10 protein-coding genes are annotated in these 24,789 nt (G+C 43.7%); 1 reads left to right on the top strand and 9 read right to left on the bottom strand.

All coding sequences use genetic code 11. The features are described 5' to 3' along the window. Nucleotides 1–93: 93 nt before the first annotated feature. The 4 genes from ABEB05_RS10105 to ABEB05_RS10090 all read right to left on the bottom strand — a co-directional run bounded on the left by ABEB05_RS10105 (nt 94) and on the right by ABEB05_RS10090 (nt 12,371). A complete protein-coding gene (locus ABEB05_RS10105; RefSeq protein WP_265789795.1) occupies nt 94–3,621 on the bottom strand; it encodes a VCBS repeat-containing protein in 3,528 nt (1,175 codons plus the stop codon). An 86-nt stretch (nt 3,622–3,707) separates the two neighbouring features. Next, nucleotides 3,708–7,010 (bottom strand): VCBS repeat-containing protein, encoded by a 3,303-nt coding sequence (locus ABEB05_RS10100; protein WP_265789794.1) that lies wholly within the window; start codon nt 7,008–7,010, stop codon nt 3,708–3,710. A gap of 318 nt (nt 7,011–7,328) precedes the next feature. Next, a complete protein-coding gene (locus ABEB05_RS10095) occupies nt 7,329–9,068 on the bottom strand; it encodes a RagB/SusD family nutrient uptake outer membrane protein (RefSeq protein ID WP_265789793.1) in 1,740 nt (579 codons plus the stop codon). A 45-nt stretch (nt 9,069–9,113) separates the two neighbouring features. Next, nucleotides 9,114–12,371 (bottom strand): SusC/RagA family TonB-linked outer membrane protein, encoded by a 3,258-nt coding sequence (locus tag ABEB05_RS10090; RefSeq protein WP_265789792.1) that lies wholly within the window; start codon nt 12,369–12,371, stop codon nt 9,114–9,116. Nucleotides 12,372–13,126: 755 nt separating this feature from the next. Here ABEB05_RS10090 and ABEB05_RS10085 point away from each other — a divergent pair. Beyond that, on the top strand, nt 13,127–14,167 hold the full coding sequence (locus tag ABEB05_RS10085; protein ID WP_265789791.1) for a zinc-dependent alcohol dehydrogenase family protein: 1,041 nt from the start codon (nt 13,127–13,129) through the stop codon (nt 14,165–14,167). Between the two features lie 601 nt (nt 14,168–14,768). Here ABEB05_RS10085 and ABEB05_RS10080 read toward each other — a convergent pair. From ABEB05_RS10080 to ABEB05_RS10060, 5 genes are all read right to left on the bottom strand, one after another. Further along, the gene (locus ABEB05_RS10080) at nt 14,769–16,790 is read right to left on the bottom strand and encodes a copper-translocating P-type ATPase (protein WP_265789790.1); all 2,022 of its coding nucleotides are present in this window, start codon (nt 16,788–16,790) and stop codon (nt 14,769–14,771) included. A 289-nt stretch (nt 16,791–17,079) separates the two neighbouring features. Beyond that, entirely contained in the window at nt 17,080–17,418 is a 339-nt protein-coding gene (locus tag ABEB05_RS10075; protein WP_265789789.1) for a P-II family nitrogen regulator, read from the bottom strand. A gap of 28 nt (nt 17,419–17,446) precedes the next feature. Then, the gene (locus tag ABEB05_RS10070) at nt 17,447–19,276 is read right to left on the bottom strand and encodes an efflux RND transporter periplasmic adaptor subunit (protein WP_265789788.1); all 1,830 of its coding nucleotides are present in this window, start codon (nt 19,274–19,276) and stop codon (nt 17,447–17,449) included. Between the two features lie 59 nt (nt 19,277–19,335). Beyond that, the gene (locus ABEB05_RS10065; RefSeq protein WP_265789785.1) at nt 19,336–20,913 is read right to left on the bottom strand and encodes a TolC family protein; all 1,578 of its coding nucleotides are present in this window, start codon (nt 20,911–20,913) and stop codon (nt 19,336–19,338) included. Nucleotides 20,914–20,923: 10 nt separating this feature from the next. Continuing rightward, nucleotides 20,924–24,733 (bottom strand): efflux RND transporter permease subunit, encoded by a 3,810-nt coding sequence (locus tag ABEB05_RS10060; RefSeq protein WP_265789784.1) that lies wholly within the window; start codon nt 24,731–24,733, stop codon nt 20,924–20,926. Nucleotides 24,734–24,789: the final 56 nt, after the last annotated feature.

Here is a 24,789-nt window from a genome sequence, read left to right as displayed (position 1 = left end):
TTGGCTTTTTTAATATAAAAAGTTATTGGTTTGAAAACTTTGCAACTCTAACCAACGATTAATGGTCCTGAATCTGAATTTGATGTAATCTGTTTATTCAAATGAGACTGATCTCGATTCTCCCTCATAGTCAGTAATTTCTATGGATTGTATTTCTTTACTTTTCGGAATAAAACGTCCGGAGGAAGAAAGGAAGGAGGAGCCATAATAGAATTCTACTTTTTTACTACTCCCATCCCGGTAATTCATAACTGCGGATGCATCCAGCGGCTTTGCCTGTATATATTCTTTTGCTCGCTTATTGTTGAAAACCTTTAAGGGACCTCTGTTTTGGCTGGCCGCTATATAATATGAATTATTTGCACTTCGCAATTTTACCAAGGCTTTTGCATCCCCCGGCACAAAGAAGCCGCTCTCTTCAAATTCAGTAACCATGAAGCTGCCGCTTCCTTTTCCCATTAAAACCAATCCGTTTAATGCATCATGCCGGCCGGAAGAGACCTCCATACCGTAATCATTTCCGACAAGCATTAAATCAGTATTTCCATCACTATCAAGGTCTTCGGCCATACATCCGTATATTGGAGCCCATTGTGCTTTATCAGGCAATGGGGTAATAGCAAATTCACCGCTGCCCTTATTTTCAATATACGATGATTTCATATAGTTCGCTTCTTTCACCAATGTTTCTGTAGCATTAAATCTTGAGAGAATATCATCCATGTTGGCCAATGCAAATTCTTTATATGATTTAAACATTCCGTTCAACGGCGGTACCTGTTTTCGCACATCCTGTTTGATATGGAATGGAGCTTCTACTCTTTTGCCTTCCTTATTTTTGACGTAAAATGCAGGGATAGCGTCGTATTTGCCATTATTGTCAAAATCATTTGCATAAACACGCAGCGGATATTCATCGCTAGCTCTGAAGTACGAATTTGTCCCAAGGTTCCCCGCCACATAATCTGTATCTCCATCGTTATCAAAGTCACCGCCACACAGGCTATTCCACCATCCCTTGTACTCAGCTAGGCCAGATTCCTGAGTTACATCGACTAAAGTACCCTCATCATTTTCTAAAAACCGAAGAGACATCCACTCCCCGGCTAAAATTAAATCAGGCCATCCGTCGTTGTTAAAGTCTGTCCAAAGAGCATCTGAGATCATACCTAAATCAGTTAGTGAGGGCGCCCTGGAATCATTGACGATCTCAAATCGTACTTCTCCCTCTTCAGTCCTATTTTCCAACAAATAACTGTCCACCGGTTTGGGATATTCATGTGGATGAACCCGTCCTCCCACAAATAGATCCAGATCGCCATCTTTATCAAAATCAGCTGCCCTTACTGTTGAACTGCTGGCCAGAAAATAGTTTGGCAAGGCATCTTCAGCTAGTTCAAATTTGCCGCCCTTGTTGATAAATAGACGGTCCTGGTAGGCTTCATCAGCGAATTCATACTCGTACCCACCGCTCGCTATATACAGATCATCATCGCCATCCCTGTCAGCATCAAAAAACAGTACTCCCAGTTCTTCTTCTCTGTTTTCGGAATCGACTCCTTCCAATAAATTTTCCTCACTAAAGGTCCCGTCCTCTTGCTGAATCAAAAATCTTCCTTCATAACCATTGGCTCCTGATATGTATATGTCATCCAGCCCATTTCCGTTGACATCGCCTACGGCCAATCCTGGGCCGTACTGCGACAATTTATGAGGCAGCAGTGGCTGTATCTCATAGTCGTTAAAATCGTGTTCCTGATGAACGTAATCGATTCCAAGTTTTTCAGTGACCTCCTGTACTAAATGTTCTGACTTCTGTTGTTCTTGTTGATCATCTATCAGTGTATCTTGTTCTGCTGCATTTACAGCATTCACTGTTAGCACCTGGTTGGCTTTAATATCTCGGATCACTTCTTTCGATCCATTCGGCCAGGTTATAATTAGCTCACCAACACTATTAGCATTCCCCAGGCCAAAATGTGCAATCGGCTCAACACTGGACAAATAACCGCGGTAGGGAGTATGCTCATGGTATTGTTTCTTTCCATCTCCATACTTTATTTCAAGTATGGCCCCTAACCCCATCCTGTTTTCATTCGCTCCATTAAAGCGGACTCTCAAATAATTGTTACTATCAGGATTTAACTCCGCTTGCCTATTACGAAAGACAAAAGCCGAATCATTGATATTATTAACGACATAGTCCAGATCTCCGTCATTATTCAAGTCTGCAAAAGCTGCTCCATTAGAAAAGGAAGGAATATCCATTCCCCACTCTTCAGTTACATTTTGGAACGTTAGATCTCCATTATTTTTAAATACATAATTACTTAGCTTTACCGATGGGATTTTTTCCAGAATTTTTTCCATCGATAGATAGTTATAATTTTTTTCTATAAATGTTGCAAAGTCGTGATTAGTGATATCCTTTGGAAAGCCGTTCGTGATAATGATATCGCGCAGTCCATCGTTGTTAAAATCAGTAACCGAGGGAGTCCAGCTCCAGTCAGTTTCCGAGATACCAGCAAATATTCCTATATCACTGTATGTGGGTATATCCGTCTCAGGATGATCACCTCGATACAATTGCAGCTGATTTCTCACGTATTGGTAATCATAATTGTACTTCTCGTTATTTCTATAAGCAGAATAACTATTCGGCTGGAGCATAGTCTTTTGCCGGAGATTATCTTCCGGACGCATATCTACCATCAGTACATCCGGATGGGTATCATTGTTAATATCAGCTATATCTACTCCCATTGAGGCATATGCCGTATGTTTGAAAAGCTCTCCGGCTTTGTCCGTAAATGTACCATCCCCATTATTCATATAAACCACTTCGTTAGCGATAAAGTCATTTGCTACGTAGATATCTTTCCAGCCGTCCTTATTTAAATCGGCTATGTTTACACCTAACCCAAATCCTTCAATTAAAATACCCGCTTCATCACTTACATCCGTAAAATACGGATGTCCGAGAGAGTCCGATCCTTCGTTACGGTATAGTCGATCGGTAGTAATTGATTCTCCCTTAATCATTTTTTCATGGTAGCGGTCCATTGAACTATGCCTGGTAAACTTATTAACCAGCAAAAACAGATCCAGGTCACCGTCATTATCATAATCAAAAAAGGCAGGCATGGTAGTGTGTGTAGTATCTGCCAGATTATATTCCTTCGACATCTCTTTAAAGATGGGAATATCCTCATTATTAACTCCCTGATTAACATACAATAAGTTGGACCTCTGCTCAGGTTCTTCAAAAGAAGTAGCCCCCATATATAAATCCATAAGACCATCACTATTTATGTCCACGGCGGCAACTCCTGAACTCCATCGCTCACTTCCGGCCACTCCCGCTTGGTCTGTAACATTTTTGAACTTAAAATCTCCCTGGTTCAGATAAAGCTCATTATCAACGACATTGCCAGTAAAATAAATATCCAGTTTCCCATTATTATTAAAATCTGCTATCGCTACGCCACCTCCATTATAAATATTCGTGTGACTGATAATATTCCTCTCCTTGTCTCCGGTAACCTGATTGCTAAAAGTAATGCCTGTCTCACTTGGATCCAGCTGTTGAAACAAAGTTTCTTCACCAGAGCAGGAGATCATAAGCATTGATATCAGAAACCAGCAAAAACAAAACAGTAATTTATTAAAGGAACCCATCTTCATAGAACGATACATCACAATTAGCATTACCTGAATATCATAAGGTCATCATCATTCTTAGAAATGATAATATGGTTTTCTCCCTCAACATTTACGCGAATAGCATCTCTGACTTCACCCTTTATAAAAACATCCGTCTGATCATAAGGAATAAATTTGAAGTTCATGTCTCCCTGATTCATTAAAAATACCCCGTAGTTATCGGCCAATCGGCCAACCTCCGGTTTAAGTCCATGCATGTTTCCAAGAAGCAGGATATCAATCAAACCGTCGTCATTAAAATCCTCAGCAACTATTGCATACACTGGTGAAACCTGGGCCTCTATTGGCAAACTTTGCAATTCATATTTTCCATCATGCTTGGTCAATATTGCGGACTCCAGTGTTTGAACTTCTTTTTTCAAAGCGCCTTCACGCTCTTCATTAGTAAATATATCTTCATAGGTCATCTCCGCATACTGTCGATGACTGGTAATTCTTTCTTGTAAAAACGGCATTTCACTCATTAAATCATTATAAGTTGGGAAAGGATAAGAAGTATCATCACCGGGTTGATAGGTATTAATTAGAAACTCCGTTTCCTCGTCATCATTGAAGTCATTAACAAACATGGTGAGAGGGCGTTTTGGGGAAGCTTTAAATTTTGAATTTAATCCCCAGTTACCTAATACATAATCCACCTGGCCATCTCTGCCTAAATCCACTTCTTTTATAGCAGACCACCAACCAGAGCTCTGATCAAGCGCATAATCAAACTCAACTGTTCCATTGTTATTCTTATAAAAAGTAACCGGCATCCATTCTCCAACCACGATCAGATCCTTATCTCCATCGCTGTCATAGTCGGTCCAAATTGCATCGGTCACCATTCCCGGATTTTTTAATTCAGGCGGCGTTATATCGGTCCAATTCCCATTTCCATCATTTTCCAACAAATAACTCCGGGGATCTTCGCCATATCTTTGGGAGTTGATCCTTCCCCCTATAAAAACATCCTTGGTTCCATTGTCATCAAAATCATGGGCTTTGACACAGCAAGCATCAATAAGTATTTCAGGTAACATGTGGGAAGCCCTAATAAAATTGCCCTTGCCCTGATTTTCATAAACCTTTAGCTCATTGTGGGCTGAATCCTGTTCGTATTGATTTCCTCCATTGCCAACCATCAAATCCAAATCTCCATCCCCATCTATATCAAAAAAATCGGCTGCGGTACCTTCAAAGATATTGTCCTGAATCAGATCGGGAGTAATCCGAGGTTCAAAGCTACCGTTATTCTGTTGAATAAAGAGCTTTCCCGGATCATTCAGTCCCCCGGTTACAAATAGATCTTCCCGACCATCCCCATTAACATCTCCGCTAGCCATTTTAGGGGCCCGGGTAGAAAGCATATGAGGGAGCAATGGAGTGCGATTAAAGTCGATATAATCATTTTCTTTATGTGTGATATTACCAGAGATCATTTCTCCAGTTATATCCTCAATTAATGGCGAGCTATCTTCTGTGTTTACGGGTACAAATTCCTTGGTTGATGATGAGTGTTTTAATGTTATTTCCTGATTTACCTTAACATCTTTCAATACTTGCATCTGATGATCGGGCCATATCACTTTTAATGAATCTATTCGGTTGGCTTCTCCCAGGCCGAAATAAACCTCAGGAGGCACCGAACTCTGGAAACTACGTGAAGTCATATTTTCAGCAATTTGCTCATTGCCATCAGCATAGAGTTTAACATGTGCCCCAATGCCAAAAGAATTTTGCCCTTCACCTTCAAATTTTACTTTCAAAAAGTGATTATTTTGATATCTATCGGTATTATTTCGAAATATTGATGTTTCATCATCAATATTATTGACTACAAGATCCAAGTCTCCGTCATTATCCAAATCTCCATAGGCAGCCCCATTGCTAAATGTAGGTTCATAAAAACCCAGAGAGTCTGACCTATTCGTGAAAGTTTTATTCTTGTTATTAGTGAAGGCTGCATTTTTAATTTTTTGTGAAGGCATCCGCTTCAGAAAATCCAAAATATTAAACTCTCCTTTTTCCTTCACTATTCTCGCAATATTACTCCTGTCACTAATAAAATTACGGAAATCTTTATCAGTTACATCCCGGTAGATCCCATTACTTACAAAAATATCGTTCCACCCATTGTTGGTAAAATCAAATATAAGGGCACCCCAGCTCCAGTCAGTGGCCGCAACTCCAGACAAAAATCCGATTTCACTGAATGTCCCGTTCCGATTATTAAGCTGCATGGTATTCTGCACATATTGGTAGTGATAACTACCATGATAATTCATGTCTTCAAAATGATAGTCATCAAAAACGGTCATCGTTTTTATTCTCGAATGATCTGTAGGCAGCATATCTGTTGTAAAGATATCCATGCTTCCATCATTATTGATATCAGCCATATCACTTCCCATGCTTGACTGAGATATATGGCTTGTCCGGTCAACAAGCTCCTCTGAAAATTTTCCATTTCCCTGATTTATATAGAGATAGTCTCGTTCCCAAAAATCATTACTGACATAAATATCGGGGAGGTGATCACCGTTGATATCGCCCACAATAGCCCCCAATCCGAAACCAATTTCTCCCTGGTAAATACCTGCCTGCTGGCTTACATCGGTAAATACTCCATCATCATTTCGCAATAATTTATCTCCTCCACTCTCGCTTATGCCATTCCGATCGAGCCTAAGCAGCCGTTTCATATTTTCATCGGCGCCCTTAAAGCTATTGTTCACCAAGTAACAGTCCAAATCTCCATCCTGGTCATAGTCAAAAAAAGTTGCATGGACAGAGTAGCCGTTGTCATCGAGGTTATACTCCCCAGCCTCCTCTTCAAAGGTAAGATCTCCTTGATTTATAAATAGTTCATTTTTACGGTTATTACCTTTAATATCTGCAGAATTTAAGACATATATATCCAACAGCCCATCACCGTTGACATCAGCCATGGTAACTCCCGTACTCCACGGTCGACTACCAGCAACACCCGCTGATTCTGTAATATCTTTAAATTTAAAATCCCCTTCATTGATGTACAGGACATTTTGGCCCTGATTGGAAGTCAAATAAATATCATCAAGACCGTCGTTATTGATATCTCCAATGGCTACACCGCCCCCGTTATAAAAATTTCTGTAGTTGAAAATATTAAACTCCTGTTCAGCTGAAATACTATTCGAAAAGGAAACCCCCGTACTATCACTCGGTAAATCGACGAATAAAGGATTTTCAGGCACTCCGTCATCATTTACACAGGAAACTAACAACACGATTAAGCCCACCAACAAATATATTGTCTTATACATCCGGCTTATATACTATTATTTGATTATAAAAATTATGAACGATGCTGAGTTTCAAATTAAGAAAGTCATACCAGAAATTATGAATTACATGTTAATCAACGCAGATCTAATAAAAACTAGACTTTCCAGCGTATTAATGACTTATAGAAAAGGCAAAGTATATAATATTGTTATCCAAGTACCTTTAAAAAATAAACTATTACAAAATAAAACTGGAAGATAAACATGCAATCTTACTAATTAGAAATTAGTTAAAAAAAATCCCGGAAAGTGAATTGTTCTCACCTCCCGGGATAAATTTTTAATTAGCTGTAAAGGTTACCAGCCTGGATTTTGCTCCAGTGTTGATTCTCCATCCACCTCACTAAGTTCTCGCTGAACAGAAGGTATCGGATATAGGTTATTGCGCTCCTGATAACCATCAGAACCCGTCAAATATTCACGGCGGGTTTCTTCAACATCCAGATAGTTATTCAATGTTTCTTGAGCAATGCCCCAACGACGGAGGTCGAAATAACGATGACCTTCCATTGCCAACTCAAGGCGACGCTCAACACGTACGGCCTCTCTGGCTTCAGAAGCACTTGTCCAAGGAGTATCGTAGGTACCAACTTGATAATTGGCCCATGTAATTGCGGGATCATCAATTGGCACTTCGATATTATCCAAGGAAGTACCAGGACCTTGTGCGGCCTGTCCAGCACGCTCACGAATACGGTTTACAATAGTCCGGGCGTTCTCAAGAGATCCCACTTCCACCTCTGCTTCGGCCAATAATAATAGTGCATCAGCATAACGATACAGATGCAGATTTTGAAAATGCAGCTGGAAACTGGACCATCCAACTGAGCTACCTGCGTCGGTACCCTGTTCCCATACTGTTTTTTTCGCACTATACGGGCCAGAATAACCACGGTCACGTATCCAACCTGGCGCATGCTCTCCCCAATCAAGGAATGGTACTCCATCCCGGCCTACTGTCCAGTCGAGACGGGGATCTACCGGTGTCATATCTCCTGCTGCAAAGTTGTCGTCATCGCTGTTCCAGTTATTCGGATCTGTAATCGGCAATGGAAGTCCAGTACCACCGTCTACCTTAAAGGCATTGACTAAGTTCTGTGAAGGCTGATGAAATCCGCAGCATCCAAATGGACTACCACTATGTGGAAAGTTCAAGCGATCAGGATAGTTCCCATTAGCACCACCAGGCTCTCCATCATTAACAGAAGCCTGATAAGCAAGGATAGTTTCTGACCCATTACCTCCACTGGCAGAAAACACCTGGTGGAAGTTATCTCTCAGCGCATATGGCCCGCTTTGTTCCACCTCACGCAAGGTAGAAAGAGCACTCTCCCAATCTCCGGTGTAGGCTTCCACCCGACCTTTATAGGCCTTGGCGGTCCATTGTGTTACACGTCCAGCCTCACTTTGCGAAGTAGGAAGCAATTCAATTGCGTCATTCAAGTCCGCCAGAATACTCTGAATGGGATTATTTCCGGTGTTAGGCTTACGGAAATCTTCAGCTTCTTCGGTGTAGTAAGGGATATTCTTCCACATTTTCCACGCCTCAAAATGGTAATGGGCGCGCAAGAACTTGGCCTCTCCCTCAATACTCGCTCGATCCTCACCTGTGACTTCATCAACCGATGCCAAAAGCTCTAAAGTTGCATTAGCCCGGTTAATACCATCATAGGTAGAACTCCATTTATCATTCACGTAAGTGTCTACCCCACTGGTACCCCAATTGTAAAATTCTACATCAGCAATGGGTTGCTGGTCACCTGGCTCCGAACCCTTGTAAGCATTATCACTCGAAACACTTCCAAAAGTCCAGTTACTGGCAGCTGTTCCCCAGCCACCATAGTTGCCATACCCATCAAGCATTGAATATGCGGCAATAAGATTCCCGTCAACTCCATCTTCATTGGCCAGTACGTCGGAACTTAATGTCCCTTGCGCCGGACTGGATAAGAAGGAATCTGTATCGCAGGCATAGATGGTCATAGCCACCACAAGCGCTGCTCCAACTATTCCAAATAATCTTTTTATTTTTTCCATAATATTTATGCTTATAGTCTCTTCAATTAATTTGTGAATTCTTTGTTAAAAACTGGCATTGATTCCAAACCCAAAGATGCGGTTATTCGGATAAGTACCCTGATTGATACCTCTAGCCTGGTCACTGGCATCTACTCCATCTCCAACAGGTTGAGCTGGCATAGCCGGATCAAGGTTATCATAGCCCGTTATGGTAAACAGGTTCTGTGCCTGCACATAAAACCGAACCCGCGATAATCCCGGGATCATCCCTGCTGGAGCATTATAGCCTATCTCCAGATTCTGCATCCGCAGATATGATCCATCCTTGACATAAAAGCTGCTGTATTCACTACTGAACTGGTCATTTTGATCTAACCTGGGATATTTAGCATCCGGGTTTATAACCTCGCCATTCTCGACTATTGCTGACTTGGTCAGGCGATCCTGCCTTACATTCGTATTGAAAAGACGGAAAACGGTAAATTCATCGGTTATATCAAATATGTCATTACCGATAGATGCAAACAGGAAGGTATTAAAATCAAAGTTCTTCCATTGCATTCCGAGATTTAACCCACCGGTAAAGTCCGGATGATAGGATCCGATTACCTTTTTATCTTCTGGCGTGATTTGACCGTCTCCATTGACATCTGCAAACCGAAGGCGACCGGGTGCAGCTCCATCCTGATCAGCATGAGCATCTACTTCATCTTGATTCATAAATAAGCCGTCAGCTTTATAACCATAGAAGGCTCCAATTGGGCTACCCAACTGGTTAATCACCATCTGGCTGCCACGACCTTGTGCGGGGCCATAGAAAAAGTCCTGCTGCCCGTCTATGCGTATGATCTCGTTTTTGTAATGGCTACCGTTTATATCCACATTCCAGCTGAGTTCACTACCAATAGTTCCTCGATACCCAAGCGAAACGTCAATACCTTCATTCTGCATTTTTCCAACGTTCACAAAAGGAGGTGCCGCATTACCTTGTGTTGCAGGTATGGAAGGATTAAACAGAAGGTCATCGACTTCACGATGATAGAGATCAACCACTAAGCTCATTCGACCATCGAGAAATTCCGAATCTATACCAAGATTGTAGGAGACATTTTCTTCCCATTTCAGGTCATCATTACCGATGGCTGTTTTACGAAACCCCTGCTCAACACCGGTGTTGGACCCCGTAATGTCGTAAAAGGTTTCACCAACTGCACCACCGAATTCGTCAACTGTACGACCGGTCGGTATTTGCTGATTTCCGGTCACTCCATATCCGAAGCGAATCTTCAGGTCACTCAGCCCGGATAATCCATCCATGAAGGATTCTTCCGATACTCTCCAACCTACACTAAAGGCCGGGAAGGTACCCCATCGGTTATTCGCTCCAAGTCTCGAGGATCCGTCGTGCCGTAGTGTAGCACTCAAATAATATTTCTCAGCGTAGTTATAGTCTGCTTTACCAAAGAATGAAAGCAATGTACTATAACCGCCGAATGAGTTTACGGCCTTCGTTCCGGGATCTCCCAATGCATCCCTGATGTAGCGGGTATTGAGCGAAGTGCTCGAATATCCAGCCATGGAAGCGCCAATAGAGCGATTATTTTCACGATTGGCCTCCGTACCAGCCAGTACATCCAGGTTGTGATTTTGATTAAAGGTCTTGGCATAATTAAGCGTATTACTCCAATTCCAGTTGGTATAAACACCAAAGTTTTCGTTTAGTGAGGTAACTGAATTAGGCTCCGAGTTCTCGGGGGTGGGCAGAGCCATCCCTTCAAACCTATTACGACCGATATTAAATCCAAAATTACTCTTAAACTCGAGATTCTCCATAATAGAGGCCGTTGCAAATGCATTACCTACAAACGCATTAGTCTCTGTTACATCATGGCGGTTTTTCCAGACCTGTGCTACAGGATTACTACCGTTCCCCAATGTATTTGCTTTGGCGCCAGCATAATAGCCTCCTATATCATGTACGGGTATAATCGGCTGCATTTTTATCAGCTGACCAATTGGTGTATCCTCGCCCATAGCCCCGGACTGCATACCTCCTGACTGCTGGTCAACCGTAAAGCTGGCATTTTCTCCAAAGGTAAAAATACCCGCCTCAAATTCCGTATTCACACGGATGGTACCCTTTTTATAAAAGTTATATCTCATAGTACCTTCCTGGTCGTAATAGTTAAACGAAAGATTGTAAACGGCTCCTTCATTACCACCGGAAATATTCAGGTTATAGCTTTGTGTCAAGGCTGGATCAAAAAGCTCATCCCACCAGTCCGTTCCCTGGCTAGCCGGCATAATCAACCGATCACAATTACATATTTCATAATCTTCCTCAGTAATTCCAAACTGGGCCTGCAGATCCATTGTCTGATTGGTCCCGTCATTCGGCCAAATATAATTTGGAATGGAAGGATTTTCAGGATCTCCATAAATATTAGTAGGAGTAGATAAACCCGCATTATCATGACTCCGTTTAATAATTTCATGATAATTAAATGGATCCTGCATCAGAATATCACTATATCCACTTACCGGAGTAGCAACTCCCCAGTTAGCATCAAATGAGACCTCGGGAGCCCCGGCAGATCCTTTTTTTGTTGTAATAATTACAACCCCATTGTTAGCACGCGATCCGTAAATAGAAGCTGCAGAAGCATCTTTTAATACCTGCATGGACTCTATGTCATTTGGATTCAAGAAATTATTATAATCACCTTGAATCGGTGTTCCATCAATAATATAAAGCGGATCATTGTTTTGGAAAGAGCTAACTCCGCGAATCCTTACTGTATTAGCAGAACCTGGTGAACCGCTGGACTCTACGTTAACTCCGGCAATGCGGCCCTTCATTTTGTCCAAAAAGCTGGCGGAAGTGGTTCTATTCATATCCTCAACACTAACTTCGGATACGGCCCCAGTAATATCGGCTTGTCGCTGAGAAGTATATCCAGTAACAAAAACCTCATCACCTTCAATAGCCTGCGGCTGCAACTCAATATCCAATGATGTCCGGCCGTTAATGGGTATTTCTGAACGAGTGTATCCAACATAAGATACAACGAGCGTATCATTTAATGAGGGAACATCTAGTTCGTACTCCCCATTTAGGTTCGTTGAGGCTCCTATTGCTGTTCCTTTAACTAAAATATTCACTCCAGGCAGTGTTTCACCTGTTGCCTGGTCGGTAACTGTTCCCGATATCGTTGAAGTATCCTGTGCCATTGTCACGCCAGAAAACATGAGCGCTAGCACAAAAACCCCCAATGATATCAATGCTTTAAAATTAACGTTTCTTGGTATATGTGTCTTCATATATATCCCCTTCGAGGTTATAGTTATATATCCCATTTTAAATTATGACCAACATTGAACTTGGAAAGCACCTAGAAAAGTATCCCTACATCAATAAGTAACCCTACAAGTTTTCCCACCAAAGCGAATTGGCAATGCAAATCATTTGCTTATTAACTAAAATATTTTTCTGATAATAGGCAAATTATTTTCGAAACCAAGTCTTTACTGACCAACTATCACCAATATATATAGCCATATTCTCTATATATAGTAGATAGGCCTTCTCTTTTTCATTCTTTCATCTAGAGATAAATAGTCCTTTTTACTTCCATTTACACTTTAATTCACAATTAAAATTAAATTCTAGTTCGAATAGACCTCGATATTATGGACCAATTTATATTTGTTTTAATTATTTCACATCCTCTGATAGTAAAGAATTTACAATTGAATTGGTTATCTCCTTTCACTGAATCTTTCAAATATCTCTTTCTGTCTGTTCATAAACATTTTTAAATATTTTTTATGCATCTATGCAAAAAAATTATCTTATGTCCTATTGCAGACTTGCAATGAACGAAGTCCTACCAATAATAATGTCCCTATTAAAAGGCACCTCTACCAACATTTTAAAGAGGTTTAGAGATAGATCGTAATTCTCACATTTCTGGTACAACTATTGCACTATTAAATAAACAAGAAATGTTAAAAGCATCTTAAAAAGTCAATAGACTAATTTTTGATGCTCTACAATTACAATAGGAGGTGCCATTATGAAAGCCCTTGTTTATCACGGTCCCAACAATCGCGCATATGAAGAAAAGCATAAACCCAAAATTCAGGAATCAACCGATGCCATCGTCAAGATAACCAAAACCACAATCTGTGGAACAGATCTACATATCATGAAAGGGGATGTGCCCACTGTTACGGACGGACGTACCCTTGGCCATGAAGGGGTCGGAATCATTGATGAAGTAGGTGAAGGCGTTTCCAATTTTAAAAAAGGAGATCCGGTTCTCATCAGTTGCATTACTGCATGTGGCAAATGTGATAATTGTAAGAAACAAATGTATTCACACTGCGAAAACGGTGGATGGATTCTAGGAAATACTATCGACGGTACTCAAGCCGAGTATGTTCGCATTCCCCATGCCGATACGAGTCTCTATCACATCCCCGAGGGAGCCGATGAAGAAGCATTGGTAATGCTCAGTGATATTCTGCCAACGGGATTTGAAGTTGGAGTGCTTAACGGAAAGGTGAAACCCGGTGATGTGGTTGCTATCGTGGGTGCTGGTCCCATCGGTCTGGCCGCACTGTTAACTGCCCAGTTCTACTCCCCGGCCGAAATCATCATGGTCGACTTGGATGATAACCGACTGGAAGTATCGAAAGAGTTTGGGGCCACTAAGACGGTAAATAGCAGTCATGGCAAAGCGATTGAGAAAATCATGAAGCTCACCGAAAAAAAAGGAGTAGACGTTTCCATCGAAGCGGTAGGAGTTCCTGCTACTTTTGATATCTGCCAGGAGATCGTCAAAGCCGGTGGACATATTGCTAATGTAGGTGTACATGGAAAAAGTGTTGAACTTAAGCTCGAAAAGCTCTGGGTTCAAAACATCACCATGACGACCGGCCTGGTTGATACTTATACCATACCGATGCTGATGAAAACCGTAGGTTCAGGCAAACTGGAACCCGAACAGCTCATTACGCACCACTTTAAATTAAGTGAGATCATGGAAGCCTACGACACATTCGGAAATGCGTCCAAGGAAAAAGCGCTTAAAGTAATCCTGGAGAATGAATGAAAGCCAAATTCGTAGTGCGGAAATTAATCCTAAATACAAAATATAGATAAGCCCGAATTGAAACTTGACAGTTCCCTGTTCAGGTTTGTTTATCTATTTAATCAGCAACCGACATCAATAATAAAGCCTGCCGAAATATTCCGGCAGGCTTTATTAATACTGAATACTGAGCTCTCTGCCAATTGATTGATAATCAGACAGATAGGGACTATCAAGTTGAGCAAAAGCTGATTCCCCTGTCCTTTTCCTCCTTTGGCTTGCTGTTAGGCTGACAAGAGTAATTCACAACGTGAATCATATCAAGGGAACTTACTACTACATCCTTTCTGACATCATAATGTCTTGCTATCAGACATCTAAATGTCATACTATACGACATTAGGATGTCATATTATACGACACTTTAATGTCGTATTTCCTGACATACTCATGTCGGATACCCTGAACTTACAAGGACGGGCTGCATGAGAGACCAGCACACACTACAATGTAGTGATACAGAGTGCTGGCTGTACTTATGAACTACTGATAAAGCGGCCGCTTTATCACGATAATCCGCAATACAGCTAAATAATTGAGCTACCCAATTATTTTAGTGGGGCTATTTATCGGATCTTTCTATCTTTAAGAAGCGCGCGTTAATAGCCACCACAACAGTACTCATCGACATCAGAACTGCTCCAACGGCGGGGCTTAAAATAACACCCGCCCATGCAAAAACTCCTGCGGCTAACGGAATAGCTATGATATTATAACCACTGGCCCACCATAGGTTTTGGATCATTTTACGGTACGTCGCCTTGGCCAAAAGTATAGCCGCTACCACATCATTAGGGTTATTCTTAACCAGAATTAAATCTGCCGTTTCAACGGCTACGTCCGATCCCGCACCAATAGCAATGCCCACATCGGCCTGCGCCAATGCCGGAGCGTCATTTACCCCGTCGCCAACCATTGCCACAACAAGCCCACGGCTCTGCACCTCTTTTACTTTTTCGGATTTCTCATCGGGCAGTACCTCTGCAAAGTAGTCCTCCAGTCCCAGTTCATCAGCCACATATTTAGCTACCTGCTTATTATCCCCAGTCAGCATCATGCATTGAATTCCAGCCTCTTTCAACTTTTTCACAGCTTCGTAGGATTCTTTACGTATCTGGTCGCCAAGCGCAATAGCTCCTTCCAGTGAATCATCAATCAAAACATAAACAATGGTTTTGCCTTCCGATGCCAGCTTATCCACCTGTTCACGATCAGGAATTTCAATATCCTGCTCTTCCAGATATCCGGGGCTTACCACCGCGAGCTGTTTGCCCTCAACCTTGCCGGTTACTCCTTTTCCGGTAATTGAATTAAAATCAGAAACCTCATACGTCTCGTCTACAGCTTCAACGATACCCTGTGCAATAGAATGTTCGGATCGTGTTTCAAGTGAAGCTGCAAGCTTAAGCAATTCCTCTCTGGAATAATTCTCTTTAAACAATTTGACATCCGTAACGCCGAACTCTCCCTGCGTTAAGGTACCGGTTTTATCAAAAATGATAGCATTGACATTCCGAGCCTGCTCAAAAGCCGTCCTATTTCTAATCAGAAATCCCTCATTAGCCGCTTTTGAAGTAGATACCGAAACCACCAGCGGAATGGCCAAACCCAAGGCATGGGGACAAGTAATAACCATCACCGTGACCGTACGCTCAATGGCAAACACGAAATCCTGCGACGACCAGAAGGACCATCCGAATAGAGTCAACGCTCCTGCACCAAGTGCGGCAAACGTCAACCATGCCGCCGCGCGATTGGCCAGATTTTGCGTTTTAGATTTACTTTGCTGGGCATCTTCGACCAGGGAAATAACCTGGGACAAAAAAGATTCATCCCCGGTTTTAGTAACCTTAATGGTGATGGATCCTTCTTTATTAATAGCCCCACCAATTACCTCATCGCCTTCCTCTTTGGAAACCGGCTTGGATTCTCCAGTTAACAGCGATTCATTAACCTGGGTCGCTCCTTCGATGACCTCCCCATCTGCCGGAATTTTTTCACCGGGTTTTATCACCAGTCGGTCACCATTTTGTAGTTCCCTGAGCGGCACCTCTTCGGTACTGCCATCTTGTTTGAGACGATGGGCCGTATCCGGCATCAGCTTGGCCAGCTCTTCGAGGGCGCGCGAAGCGCTCATCACCGATCGCATCTCAATCCAGTGTCCCACCAGCATAATAAGTACAAGCGTGGCCAGCTCCCAGAAAAAGAGTTTGCCCTCCAATCCGAATACCACGGTCGAACTGTAACCATAGGCCACAGTAATGGCCAGCCCGATCAGGGTCATCATACCGGGCTGTTTATCACTTATCTCATCATATGCCCCTTTGAGAAACGGCCATCCGCCGTAAAAGAATACGAAAGTAGAAAGAAGAAAAAGAATAATCGTATCCCCCGAAAAGTCCAGCTGCCCGGCAATTCCCATAAACTCCTGGATCATGGGAGACAATATTAAAATCAGAGCGGTGGGTAATAGCGAAATGAAGAATCGCTTTTTAAAATCCTCCAGCATATGGGCATGATGATCGTGGTGGCCATCCCCGTGGCTTCCCTCTTGGTGTTGGTGTTGATGCTGATCGTGATCCATGGATTGTCTAGTTTTCGTGAGTGTTTTGCCTAAATGTCTGTAAAATTGAGTGATGAGGCGTTACAACTAAATAAGAATTTTGTGTAAAACTTTTAGGCTGCAGTAGTCAACCGTCACTCCCAAATAGTTTTCTTAATCATTCCCATTTATGTTGCTTTTGATTTTATAAATTCCGCCACCTATTCAGTAATGATAAAATCTAGACATCATAAAAAAACCTGAAATGGATAAGACTACAAGCTTAATACTTCTAATACCTGGACAAATAGTTAATCATTTAAGAAATAAATTAAACTGTATACCTCCGCTCTTCCCCATCCCGGACACGAATACTCCGTTCAACCGGCAGTACCACCATGAGGCCGTCTCCCGGATGTCCTGTACTGGCATTTTTATGTATAATCTGAACGATATGATCAACATGTTCTGCTTTCGAGATCATTTCCAGCTTAACCACTTTGGAATGTAGCGCCGGAAATTTTAGAGAGCTATGCCGGTCTTTAGGATCACTGTAGCTGCCCATACCCTCGGCCTCCATTACAGTCATACTTGTATAGCCTTCTTTGTTTAGAGCCCTATGGACTGTTTCAAACATATCGGTACGTATATAGGCTTTAATTAATTTCATAATAATAGAGTATATTTGATTACAAATGCTAAACCTTTATTTCTTCGATAATTTCACCACACGCTGGCATTTTTTTCCCTAAATAGGGATTATTAATTTCCTTCTCTTCACTGAGCCAATAAGCGCCCTCTCCATTAAAAGCCATGGGACAGAACTGATAGTATAAAATCCCATCAATACTGAATTCGCGGACACTTTCCACCAGCGCTTCTGACAACAGAAAAAAAGCTCTTCGTTGGGTGTTGAGTTCATTATATCCGGCAATTTGTTCGGCCTCCTGACTTAACTTCTCGTGCAGTTCCATCCAGCGATCGTGTGGCTTCTCTTTCAACAGCGACATATCAATATTTCTCAGTTGCTCAAGGAAACGTTCGGCATGGTTCGAAACTTCTTCCGGATCGGAGTCCTCCACCAAAGCATCTTTAAGATCCAGATATTCGCTAACCACCTGTTTTAACTGGTTGCGAAATCCTTGCGGAACTTCGGCGTTGATTCCACTTATCTCTGCCCGACTATCGGTATGCTCGCTATGGTCTTCTTCCTGTTGTATCTGCTGCTCTTCTATTCCGCCGTGATCATGTCCTGCCTGATTTGCTCCACTCCCTGGTTCCCGATTCATCATACTGAGGTTATCCGCCAATTGAGCAGCGCTGTCGAGCTTGAAGTTGCCGTGAGTAACCACTTCTTCGCCTTCTTCCAATCCCTCCTCTATCACGTAGTAATCACCGGCACGCTGACCCAGCGTAACCAATCGGGGCTCAAAAGAAGGAACATCTTTATCTTCTTGTTTCACAAAAACAACCGAACGCTTGCCGGTCCACATAACCGCTGACCTAGGGATCATGATTTTTTCTCCATTATCAGCTGTTCCGCTTACTACGCCCCGGGCAAGCATGTCTGGTTTTAACATGTTCTCCGTATTATCTACTTCTGCCCGTACACGGGCCGTCCGCGTTTGCGGATCGATAAATGGATCGACATAGGTAATTTTTGCTTCAAAGGTTTTGCCGGGATAACTGCGGACCGTAAAGTTGACTGAATCTCCTTGGTCTATGGCTCCGATATCAGTTTCATAGGCATCGAACAGTACCCAAAGCGTTGAAAAATCAGCTACTTTATACATAACAGTTCCTTCATCCACATAATCCCTTGTATCAACATTTTTCTGGGTAACATAACCACTGCGTGTCGCTACAATGGGAAGCGTATCGGATACTTTTCCGGATGATTCAATGCGCTGAATTTCACTTTCGGGAAGCCCCCACAAACGTAATTTCCTGAGTGTTGATTCATACAATCCAGGATTAGTTTGCTTGTTTCGGGCCGCTTCAAGTAGTTCCTGCTGTGCAGAAATCAGTTCCGGAGAGTAAATTGAAGCCAGTTTTTCACCTTCTTCAACATACGTTCCTCTGAAATCGACAAAGAGCTCTTCAATGCGCCCCGAAAATTGCGCAGTAATGGAGGATATTCTTCGTTCATCGGCAGCCACACGTCCCGGCAGGCGAACTTCAAGCTCAGGAATGCGTCGTTCAACGGTCGACGTTTGAATATCTGCCAGCTTAACGGCGGCTTCAGTCATGGTAAAGACGGTTTCACCCTGCTCTTCTGCCTGGTCGACTGGGATGAGCTCCATGCCGCAGATGGGACAATTCCCGGGCTCATTTTGTCGGATCTGTGGATGCATGCTGCAGGTGTAGACGATATTCCCCTCCTCGTCGGTATGCGTTTCTTCCACATGCTGGTCTATATCTGTTGCATCTTCCCTGGCAGAGCCGCCAAAGAACAGCCAACCTAAGAAAAGTCCAACCAGTAATAGACCGAGTATTTTGCTTATTTGTTGTATATCAGGTGTTTTCATAGTTGTGGTATTTTTGCAGCAGTAGTGGCGTAATGCGTTACGCCACTACTGCTTATATATTATTCTATTTCTTCAGGATTAGTATTATACTCGCCAGCAAGTGCTTCTAACTCAGCTGTAGCAATATTTTGCTCCACGTAAGCTGTGTTAAGCATCATTTCATATTCCAGCAGCTGTTGGTGTAACTGAATGATCTGTTCAAAGTCACCGCGTCCCCCGGCATATTCAGACAATGCTATTCTGAGTGCCTGACGCGTCTTCGGTATCAAGCGTTCCTCGTGCAGAGCAATTCTTCGTTCCGCATCACGATACTGCTGTAGCAGGGATTCTACCTCGGCGGTCAGGCGGTTTGTAACCTCCTGCTGCTCTTCGCGTGCAATCCGAGCTTCAATACGAGCTTCTTGCCGTTGAGCACGATATTTGGAGCGCGAAAGTGGAACACGTATGGTCAAGGATCCGGTTAATCCCGCTCGTTCGCCAGACATCAAGGGCATATACATGTAATTCTTATTCATGACCATCAGTCCCAGACCAAATGACGGGAGCCCCTGCAAGCGTGCCTGCTCTTCAGCAACAAGAGCCGCTTCTTCTTGAAGCTCTCTTCCGCGAAGCTCCGGATTGCGATTGTAGATACTCTGCCGCAGAAGTCCCTCACTCTTTGTCAGTTGCGAACTATACATTACATCCGGTATTTGAATCTTTGTCTCTGCTGGTCGATTCAGCAATGAATTAAATCGAACTTTCATCGCCTCTAGCTCCTCTTCGGTATTTACAATCCGCGTTTCCAGGTTGTCCTGTTCAATCTGGATGCGAAGCAGGTCCACCTGGCTGACATCCCCGCTTTCGTATCTCCTTTGTACTTGCCGTTCCAACTGCCCCAGCAAATCCATATTTTGATCAAAGATCATCAAATGGTGGTGGAGTTCATGCATTCGGTACCAGCGCTCTTTGACATTTTGTACAACTTTGTTGCGTGCCTCTTCAAAGGCGGTCCACTCCACTTCTGCCACCTTTTCCACCCGTTCCTCTCGCTTATTGAGCGTTCCAAACCATGGGAACCGCTGTGTGGCACTCACAGTAGTTCGGGTCAGAGGATTACTCTGCTCCATTGGATTAATATGGTATTGAAACATTATTTCCGGATCCGGCAGAGCGCCAACCTGCGGAACCTGTTCCATCCGGGCATAAAACTGCTGAAACAACCCTTCGACGCGCGGATTATTGGCCAAAGCCTCTTGTATATACTGGTTTAAGGCCAGGCTGTCTTCGACTGCTTCCTCGGATCCCGGTGAAGGATGATCCTGTGCCTGGAGGTTCACACTGATCAATAAAAAGAAAATCAGTACAAGCAGGATTTTCAAGCAAGAAAGTCCCTCCTTGAGGAGGGTGGCCAATTCGCGGGTTTTCGAATTGTGTCGGGAGGTGTTATCTCCACAATCAATCGAGTAAAACACCCCTCGTCTGTTCCGACTATTTTCGGAACAGACACTCCCCTCAAGGGAAGATATATTATACCTACAGGCTAAGGTGTATTTTTGAGCCATAATCAAACTATTAAATAAATTACTACTTGCCTGTCCCGATTTTTTTCTAGGAGGCCAGGAGGATTGATCGCCGGTTATTATTGGATTTTTCATGGTACTTCGTTTAGCTCATTTCGTTATTAGTATTTTCTATCAGCGGCAATTGCTCCATTTTCTCTTCCATCTTCCACTTAGATTCCTGCCAGACGGCATAGAGCACGGGCACCACGAAAAGTGTGACAATAGCAACCATCATGCCGCCGAAAGTTGGTATGGCCATGGGGATCATAATATCGGATCCCCGTCCGCTTGAAGTAAGAATTGGCAACAGTGCCAGTGTAGTAGTAGCGGTAGTCATCAGGGTCGGGCGAATACGTAAGCTTCCGGCTTTTATGATGGTTTCATGTAGTTCCTCGATACTTTCAGGTTTATGCCGGTCCATCAGCTGGTGGATATAAGTGGCAATAACAACAGCACCATCAGCTGCAATGCCGAATAGAGCAATAAACCCAACCCATACGGCAACACTGAGGTTTACGACCCCCATCTGGAACAGATCGCGCATATTAGTACCGAATAGTTCGAAATTCATAAACCATGGCTGTCCATACAGCCAAAGCATAATAAATCCCCCCGCCCAAGCCACAAATATGCTGCTGAAGATCATGGCCGTCGTCGAGATAGATCGGAACTGGAAATAGAGAATAAGGAAGATGATGAGCAGGGTAACAGGCATTACGACCGCGAGACGTTTCTCGGCCCGTACCTGATTTTCATAATTCCCGGCAAATTCGAAGCTGAGTCCCGAAGGTACGGAAAGCTCTCCATTATCAATCTTTTCATCGATAACCTGTCGAGCTGCTTCCACAACCTCTACCTCAGAAAAACCATCCCGCTTATCAAAAGTCACATAGCCCGTCAGAAATGTATCTTCACTTTTAACGACCTGCGGACCCTGCCGGTACTTGACTTCGCCGAGCATCCCCAACGGAATGTTCGTGCCCGACGCCGTTGATATGAACATCCGCTCGATATCTTCCGGACTATCGCGGTACTCCCTGGCATATCTGACCCGTACCGGGTACCGCTCGCGCCCCTCTACCGTTTGGGTCAACGCCATCCCGCCCATAGCAACTTCCAGGTACTGCTGTACGTCCGCAATTTTTAACCCATAACGAGCCAGAGCTTCCCGATCCCATTCAATTTCCAGATAGGGTTTCCCGACAATGCGATCTGCAAAAACAGTCTGGCTTTGCACTCCAGATACTTCCCGAAGCACTTCCTCCAGCTCAAGCCCAAATGCTTCAATTGTTTCAAGATCGGGACCTTTCACCTTAATCCCCATGGGGGCCCGCATCCCCGACTGCAGCATAATCTGCCTGGTTTCAATCGGCTGCAATTTGGGGGCTGAAGTCAGACCCGGCACACGACTGGCATCAATTATTTCATTCCAGATATCATCCGGGCTTTGGATATGATCACGCCACTGCCGGTAATACTTCCCGTCTGAGTCAGGGATTAACTCTCCGGATTCATCGCGCACATATTCTCCATCCTCATTGACCGCAAAGCGAATTCGTCGTCCATCTTCATCTCTCTTATACTCACTTTTATACTGAATAATATTTTCATACATCGAAACCGGTGCAGGATCCAGTGCGGTCTCCGCTCTTCCAAGTTTTCCTACGACCATATCCACTTCAGGAATAGACGTGACCGCCATATCAACTTTTTGCATATAATCTTTTGCCTCCTCTACACCGACATGGGGCATGGTAGTGGGCATCAACAGGAAAGCACCTTCATCCAGCGGCGGCATAAATTCTTCTCCGAGTCCGGGAAAAGTTTCTTCCATGGAAGTCCAGACCGCTGTCTCCTGCACCGGAACGCCTACCGAGTCAAATCCTTTTTCGACCCATCCGAACATGGTACCATATCCCAGCCAGATGGTCACTCCCAAGATCACCAGTACCAATGGAATGGAAAGAAAGGTTTTCCGATAATAGAGCGCCCATCGTAGAATGGGACGGAAATAACGAATAAAGAGGAAGAAGATCCCTATCAAAACCGCAGCAATACCGCCTACAAAAATGAAATTTACAAACAGGGATACTTCCGGCCCCAATGGCAGCCAGGCTTTTGACAATAGCCATGTGACGACGATGGCGGCAACAAAATTATTAATCCGAACAGCCTGCGGTTCATCGTATGCTTCTACATAAAACGAAGCAAGTGTGTTGACTCCAAATAACAGTAACAGCCATCCGGCCCAGGGAAGTACAGAAAAAATTATACTTATTAATCCCAACACAACGATGAATCCATTCCAGGCGATTTTCAGCGGACGCTTTTTGATGCGCACCGAAAAGAACCAGTGGGCAAAGGGCGGTATAATAATCAGTGAGATAATAATAGATGCAATCAGTGCAAATGTCTTGGTATAGGCCAGCGGAATAAACAGCTTTCCTTCGGCGGCCACCATCGTGAAGACGGGCAAGAAACTAATAACCGTCGTTGAAACAGCGGTAACCACCGCCGAAGCGACCTCACTCGTTGCTCTGAAAATCACCTCCAGCAATGGCTCCTCATCGCCGGCTTCGTCAACATGCCGGATCATATTTTCGGTGAGGATCACCGCCATATCCACCATGGTACCTATGGCTATGGCAATACCGGTAAGTGCTACAATATTGGCATCCACGCCGCCGTACTTCATGGAGATGAAGGTCATTAACACGGCTATGGGCAGCAAGCCAGAAATCAATACCGATGATCGCAGGTTCATCACCATGACAATAACCACAATGATGGTCACCAGAATCTGCAAGAATAGGGCCTCTTCCAGCGTGCCCAGCGTCTCCATGATAAGTTCCGTACGGTCATAAAATGGCACTATAGTAACTTTCGATTCGGTACCGTCATCCAATGTTTTTGAGGGCAAGCCCGCAGAAATTTCACTGATCTGCTCTTTCACATTCTGAATTACCTGAAGCGGGTTCTCTCCCTGGCGTGCTATAACCACACCACCCACCGCTTCGGCACCGGACTTATCGAGAGCGCCCCTTTGCATGGCCGGACCGTATGTAACATGTGCAATATCCTGAATACGGATAGGCGTATTATTTCTACTTACCACCACCGCTTTTTCCAGGTCTTCGAGACTTTTGATGTAGCCCAGTCCACGGACCAGATACTCCACATTATTCATTTCCACAGTCCGTGCACCAACATCAACATTGCTGCCGCGAACCGCCTCAAAAATCTGCTGCATGGTGATATTGTATACCTGCATCGCCTCCGGATCCACGTCCACCTGGTATTCCTTGACATATCCACCTACGGGAGCTACCTCGGCTACACCCTGAGCTGAAGTCAGAGCAAAATCCACCGTATAATCCTGAATTGTGCGCAGTTCCTGGGGATCCCAACCTCCAGCCGGATTTCCATTGCTATCCCGTCCCTCCAGGGTATACCAGAATATTTGTCCGAGCCCGGTGGCATCAGGTCCAAGCGATGGTTGTACGTCCCCAGGCAAAGTACCTGAGGGAAGCGCATTAAGCTTTTCCAGGATACGTGATCGGCTCCAGTAAAATTCGATATCCTCTTCGAAAATTACATAGATCGTGGAAAGTCCGATCATAGAGCTGCTTCGTACACTTTTAACTCCGGGAAGCCCCAACAACTCTGTCGTCAACGGATAAGTTATCTGATCTTCAATATCCTGTGGGGAACGTCCCGGCCATTCTGTATGAATGATCTGCTGATTTTCACCAAGATCCGGGATAGCATCTACCGGAACCGGATCGCGGGGGAAGATATCATCCAGCTGCCAGTTAAAGGGAGCCACGGACATGCCCCATCCCACAAAAAGAAGCAGCAGGAGCACTGATATGAGCTTGTTTTCAAGAAAGAAACGTATAATTTTGTCAAGCATCGAATTAGCGGAGAGTTATTGACCAATGAAATTAAAAATGAATACCAATACGTAAT

This window comes from Fodinibius salicampi (assembly GCF_039545095.1).
Lineage (GTDB): Bacteria > Bacteroidota > Rhodothermia > Balneolales > Balneolaceae > Fodinibius > Fodinibius salicampi.
This window is presented reverse-complemented; position numbering and strand designations above follow the sequence as displayed.

Coding starts and splice junctions, on each gene's coding strand:
- ABEB05_RS10105 (WP_265789795.1), bottom strand. CDS start 3,621: ATGATCTCCTGCTCTGGTGAAGAAACTTTGTTTCAACAGCTGGATCCA.
- ABEB05_RS10100 (WP_265789794.1), bottom strand. CDS start 7,010: ATGTATAAGACAATATATTTGTTGGTGGGCTTAATCGTGTTGTTAGTT.
- ABEB05_RS10095 (WP_265789793.1), bottom strand. CDS start 9,068: ATGGAAAAAATAAAAAGATTATTTGGAATAGTTGGAGCAGCGCTTGTG.
- ABEB05_RS10090 (WP_265789792.1), bottom strand. CDS start 12,371: ATGAAGACACATATACCAAGAAACGTTAATTTTAAAGCATTGATATCA.
- ABEB05_RS10085 (WP_265789791.1), top strand. CDS start 13,127: ATGAAAGCCCTTGTTTATCACGGTCCCAACAATCGCGCATATGAAGAA.
- ABEB05_RS10080 (WP_265789790.1), bottom strand. CDS start 16,790: ATGGATCACGATCAGCATCAACACCAACACCAAGAGGGAAGCCACGGG.
- ABEB05_RS10075 (WP_265789789.1), bottom strand. CDS start 17,418: ATGAAATTAATTAAAGCCTATATACGTACCGATATGTTTGAAACAGTC.
- ABEB05_RS10070 (WP_265789788.1), bottom strand. CDS start 19,276: ATGAAAACACCTGATATACAACAAATAAGCAAAATACTCGGTCTATTA.
- ABEB05_RS10065 (WP_265789785.1), bottom strand. CDS start 20,913: ATGAAAAATCCAATAATAACCGGCGATCAATCCTCCTGGCCTCCTAGA.
- ABEB05_RS10060 (WP_265789784.1), bottom strand. CDS start 24,733: ATGCTTGACAAAATTATACGTTTCTTTCTTGAAAACAAGCTCATATCA.